The organism is Methanobrevibacter sp., assembly GCF_045120835.1.
Taxonomy (GTDB): domain Archaea; phylum Methanobacteriota; class Methanobacteria; order Methanobacteriales; family Methanobacteriaceae; genus Methanocatella.
On record NZ_JBGVFE010000042.1, the window covers coordinates 1 to 6182 of the forward strand.

General features: G+C 35.6%; 4 protein-coding genes. All 4 read right to left on the reverse strand.

Annotation, left to right across the window (positions count from 1 at the left end; genetic code table 11):
* On the reverse strand, positions 1-2975 hold a 2975-nt coding region (locus tag ACJMLO_RS04680; RefSeq protein ID WP_405294398.1), incomplete at its 3' end, for a hypothetical protein.
* A 300-nt stretch (positions 2976-3275) separates the two neighbouring features.
* Complete coding sequence (locus ACJMLO_RS04685; RefSeq protein ID WP_405294400.1) at positions 3276-3512, reverse strand: (4Fe-4S)-binding protein; 237 nt, start codon at positions 3510-3512, stop codon at positions 3276-3278.
* Between the two features lie 84 nt (positions 3513-3596).
* Entirely contained in the window at positions 3597-4832 is a 1236-nt protein-coding gene (gene iscB / locus ACJMLO_RS04690; protein WP_405294402.1) for an RNA-guided endonuclease IscB, read from the reverse strand.
* Between the two features lie 445 nt (positions 4833-5277).
* Entirely contained in the window at positions 5278-6039 is a 762-nt protein-coding gene (locus ACJMLO_RS04695; protein WP_405294404.1) for a hypothetical protein, read from the reverse strand.
* Positions 6040-6182 lie beyond the last annotated feature (143 nt).

The window sequence follows — 6182 nt, forward strand, 5'->3', positions numbered from 1 at the left end:
GCAAGAGCCCTATTGTTATAAACTAATAGTTCACCATTTTTAGTGAATTCAACAAGTATGTCATATTCATCGGTTTCTGTAATTCCCAAGTCACTTAAGTGGAGTTCATAGAATTCCCCATCCTCATCATCGAGATTGTCAAGTTCGCTTATTTTAAATGTTTTTACAATATCATCAATGCCCGGCCTGGAGATGGTTACGTTAAATTCATCATCAACCTCTTCAAATCCTCTAAATGAAATTACAAAATCATCATTCAACAAATAAGCTTCGCCTTCAATGTAAGGACTATAATAGATGCATACTCCTTCCTCGTCATCTTCAGGTGCAGCATAATATGCTTTATCACCATCGACATAGAATTGAACAAAAATTCCCACACCATATGATTCAAACATTTCCTCAAATTCAGGGAACAAATCGCTGACCCTTATGAAATAAAATTCATCGTCACCGTCAAGTTCAGTTAATTTTAAGCGAATAGGATACTCCTCTTCACCTATAAATACTTCAAATTCATCATCGGCATCTTCAGGGAAGTCATCTTTGCTGATGTAGACAACAACATCATCGGTGAGTACGTTTGCATCACAGAACTCCGCATTTATAGGTTCGCCTTCGTCCTCATCATCATCGATTTCCCAGAATTCGATTTCATTAGTGTCATCATTATACTCTACAGAATACTCGCGAGAGTCTAACTCATCTTCTTCACCAGTTTCGAAAAATGCCACCCAAATTCTTTCTTGAGATTTCAACCCGTCCAAATCAGTCAAATCACTGAGCCTAATCTTATACATGGTGAAACCTTCCAGTTCCTCATCAGGTTCATTGTCCTCAATTTCAGACAGATCTTTATCAAACAATGGGATTTCAATATCCTCATCTTCAAATTCATCATAAACAAGACCATTGATGACAATACTACCATTCAGGCCATTTTCAACTGAAACTATGCAGAAAATCTCGTCGAGATCTTCATCTAAATCGAAAATAGATTCATCACCATCAGCAACCCATATGACAACGCCATCTTCTTCATCATCCTCATCCTCATCGTCATCTTCTGACCAGAATTTCACGATTCCCTCGTCATAATCTATTATAAATACAGCAGAGTCAAGTTCTACATATTCTCCGCTATCATCCTCATCAAATTCCATGAATCTGATTTCAAAGCTTCCATGAGTTTTGAAAACCTCGAAATCATCCAAATCATAAAAGTTAATATTATAACAGGTGAAATCTTCATAATCGTCATCATCATTCTTATCTTCAATAACTGATATGTCTTTATTGAATATGACAATACTATCTTCTTCATTATCACCATAGACTATAATGGTAATGTTACCTACAAGATCATTTGAAACGGAAACGTGTGCGAAATATTTTTCTAAATCCTCTGGGTCGTCCAAGTTAAATTCATCCTCGTCACCATCAACAACCCTTATAATTACACCGTCTTCAGCATCATCATCATCGCCATCATCCTCATCATCCTCATCATAGACAAAGAAAAAGTTTCCTTCATTTTCAACGATTTTTTCACCATCCTCAAAGTAAGCAACATTAATGGCCCATGATCCATCTTCGTTAATGCTCAAATCGTTAACACTTAAAACAAATATTCCGTCCTCATCATCTAAATCGTATATGGCGCAGTTGCATAAAGTTTCACCATCAGAAGTGACAACAATATCTCCATCTGCCTCTTCAGGTACGGCTATTAGGGCAATATACTCATTGCTGCCTATTTCATATTCATCTTCCTGAAGCAATTCTATGGATACTCCGTCTTTTGTTTTGATATTGCTCTTTTTGAAAGTTACGGTTTTGCTTTCCTGATATGTGGTAGTGCCGAGTGTGAACCTTGCAGTTATTTCATAGTCCCCTTCTTCGACATCAGGAATTGCTTCGCTGCAGATAGCGTAATATTTAAATGAGGTGTCCACGTCATCCGGACCGTAGGTAGGGTAATGCCAGTAATAGTCTTCATTGTCAACCTGCTTGAATTCATCAAGATTCTTGTTAAATATTTCGACATCATCGATTTCGATGACAATGTTTCCCTCAGCATCAGAAGGAATCATGAAAACTACGAATTCGTCGAGCCTTTTTATCAAACTGCCAATATATGAAACATCTTCAGTAATTGAAACCGGAGAGCAGACTTCAACTTTCCAATTCTTATCAAATTCCCCATCATTAACAGTGACAGCTATCTGATATTCTCCAATCTCGGTCATGTTCAACTCTTCCAAAGTCCAATAAAGGAAATTATATTCATCCTTGTCTTTAATGTCTTTTGAAAATGTCTGTTCCTCATATTGGGCATTTCTAACTGTTACATTAACAATGCCCTCATGGCCGTCAGGACAATAAAGGGCAAATACAGGTGAATTATCCAGACAATTCTTTTCATCGTCATCGCCAACAATTCTGAATGCATTATAATCGACAGCATCACCTTCTCCATCTCCAATGAGAGTATCATCACCCTTTTCATCATCCTCTTCGAGATGATATATTGCAAAGGAATATGATCCGCTTTGTGTAATGGTCAAATCTTTAACAGTCCAGCTAATTTGTTTATCATAATCTGCCGGAACAATATTATGGTAAACAGTATGGAAAGGATTATAATATTCGCTTCCTTCAATGTAAACGTCAACAACGAATTGACCTTCAGCTTCATCAGGACAGGTTAAAGAAACAACAGTTGCATTTTCATCGTTTACATCAAACTCCTCTGCAACAGATACCTCATATTCATCATAGTCATCATCATCGCCACCATCATAATCTTCAGGATCAGACAGCAAATCGACATCATCTACTAGAGAGTCAATCGAATCTCCATCATCAAAAACTGCCAAGTCATCTGATGCGGCATCATCAGATGCACTGACAGCACCAATTGTTAAAACAGCCAGCAACAAAAAAGTTACCAGCATTATCTTTTTGAACTTCATATTAACAACTCAAATATAAACATTATATTCAGATTGAATACAATAATGATTTTTATAAATAAAGCTATATAAAATTTAATATAAAGGAATTACTTTCATTTGTTTTGTCAAAAAATCGATTAAAGTAGAAAATGGTTCAGGTTTCTAAAAAAAATATGAAAAATTGTGAAAATATGCATTTTCACTGCTGCATATATGAAAAATAATCAAAGTGCTTCAAGAAAATCTTGATTTTCAGGAAATGTCCCTCTGACATGGGACATCCTGTGGAAAAATCCTGATGCAAATTGGCTCTGAATATTATTTGAGCTCGTATTTGAGTGCTTGGGATGGGCATCTGTCAATGATTTGTGCAATTTCCTCTGCAGGAGCCTGTGAGACGTCAACCCATGGCCTTCTTGAAACGTCGAATACCTTGCTGTTGCCCCTTATGCATTCAGCCGCATGCTCGCACAAATCCGGTTTCCAGAAAACGATTATCTCATCGTTTTCGTATGCCTTGTACCCATTTTTCATCAATTCCTCTTTTGATGTCATGATTTTCGCCTCTCAAACAGATGCATAGTATAAGAATTATTAAAAATTTTCATCTATATTATGGCAAGGATACCCTGACCTCTTTTAGGTCGGGGAGGAATTGCCAATACTCCAATCTACTATCCAACCTTTAACATGTTCCAATAATTTCAACTTCTTGCTGCTGACGCCTTGACTGATTATGGTGCCGTCAAATTTTTTTAGTTGGAAATAACCGCTACTTCTTTTACCTGTGATAAAACATTTAATTCCGTTATATCCTACTTTATCGAATCTTTTAAAGCCGTTAACAATGTAGGCTGATTGAGTGCGTTGGCGTTTACCTCCTTTACTAGGTTTGGATTTGTGTATTTGACGATTGTGTCTTCTAACTTTTCTAAATAGGAATTCAACATTTGTCTGTTTGGCATTGAAATTGTGGCTGATTACAAATGCATCATTTGAATGTGACTTGTTTATGCCTAGTTTTTCGCGATTATATTTAGTCAAATAACCAAATGTCTCAAAAACATTATCAAACTCCTTTTTAAGTAATTCAACTAACTTTTTTCTCATGATGTTCATGTGTGAAGCATGTTTAAAGGATTTGACTTTCTTGTTGAATTTTAGTTCTCCTTTGTGTATTTTTTCATGACAGTCTTTACATAGTGTTGTGAGGTTTTCCATGCTGTTGGATCCTCCTTGGCTTTGGAATCGTATATGATGAACTTCTAATTGAGTATTTTGTGCACCACATATTTGGCAGGTATAATTGTCACGGTTTAAAACAGCTGCCTTAACATTATAAAAACCCTCTGCGTCACCATGCTGATATTCTGCACCATGTATACTTGGATTTTTTAGTTTATGGGGATCGAATTCTGCAGTTTCAACAATAATGTTTTCTACTGGAATTATTCCGCAGACTTTTTTAATCATTGTTAAATGACAGTCAATTTTATGTTGAATACTAGGAGCCAATTTTCCTTTTTTTCCACGGTTATTGAACCTTGCAGGACGATACCTTAACTTCCTGTTTCTGCGACTTCTACGTTGAGTTCCACGAGAGTCTAATAATTTAGGAATATCCTGTCGTAGCTCAACAGTTGCTTTAAATAATTCCTTCTTTTCTGTTGTTGCGGACAATCCAATATATTTGCTTCCGGCATCCACACCCAGATTAACCGGCTGTTTATAACCACTACTGCCATACAGCAATTGTATAGTGAAAGGTGTGCGATTAACAATTTTTGCTTTACCTTCTTTTAATAATAATCTTGCTTTTCTTTCTTTACAAGGCATCAAAGCCTCACCATTCTTATTTAACACGTAAACGAACATAACGTTTACCTCCATTATATATTATTTTGGAGTTATTTTATCCCTCGACAATGTTATTCCAAGGTTTAAATGTAAGCAACACTGTTCCTACCATCTCAGAACCTGTTTAATCACTTACCGTAGAGCGTGGAACTGGGATTAAACATTCCACGGTACCTATATATTCTTGAGTAACGTAGACCATAAAATATGGTCTGAGTCTATTAAACTAGTGGACTTCTAGAAAAACTCTAGAAATCCACGGCTTCTACAAGCCGTGGTAGTTTAACCTCAACCGGCATGATTTACTAATAGTTTGTACAACCTTGTAATTAAAATTATGTTGCCACAAAAATTAGAAGCTAATACTTTGCCTATTTCTTAATGGCTGATCGGAGGCAGAAGATGTTGGACAGTAATTCTGTAGAAACATCTGCTAAAAAAAAGGATGTAGACGATTTCTCGTCTACTTAATAGTGATTTTAACTTTTTTGGTTATGGCTTTAAAGTAGTTGTTTCCATAGTATTTAATTACTGCTGTATATTTTCCTTTTTTGTTTCTTTTGACTTTGAATGTTGCCTTTCCTTTTTTGTTTGTTTTTTTGATGTTTTTTATCTTATATTTTTTGGTTGTTTTTTTGTTTGTTTTCTTGGCCTTTTTGGCAATCTTTTTGACAACGAGTCTTACCTTTGCGTTTTTAATCGGTTTTCCAAGGTTGTCTTTAAGTGTTATTGTGAATTTTTTGTTTGCTTTTGCTTTGTATGTTTTCTTTTTAGCGATTATTTTAGGAGTTGCCTTTTGGACAGTAACTTTTACTTCCTTGGATGAATTGTCATAGGCATTATAGCCGTTGAAAGTAATCTTAGCAGTGTATGTTTTAGGAGAGAGTCCTTTTGCGTTAACTTTCACCTGACCGTTGGCATCTGTAGTGTATTCCTTAACACCATTTAAATCAAGAGTCACTTTAAATCCGCTTAATGCTTTACCGGCACTGTCTTTTAAAGTGATTACTAAGTCTTTGTTGATGTTGTAGGTTGCGCTAATGTCATCAGCCACAATCACCGTTTGGATTTTTTTGACACTTATGGTTGCATTTGTGATTGTGACGTTGTCAAGTCCTATGTATGTTGCATTGATTTTATACTCACCATAATCGGCAAATGTATTAATCGCCCACCATGTTCCGTTTTCCGTATAGGTTGCATTGATTTCAGTACCGTTTGGCAAGATAAATAGTAATTTATAAGCCTATCGATTTGACTGTGGAAATGGATTAAAAAGAATTAATATTGGTTGATGATTAAGATATTTTTTGGTTGATGATTAATTTTTAAAAATCTCTTATATTACTTATTTTATGATTTTAAGCA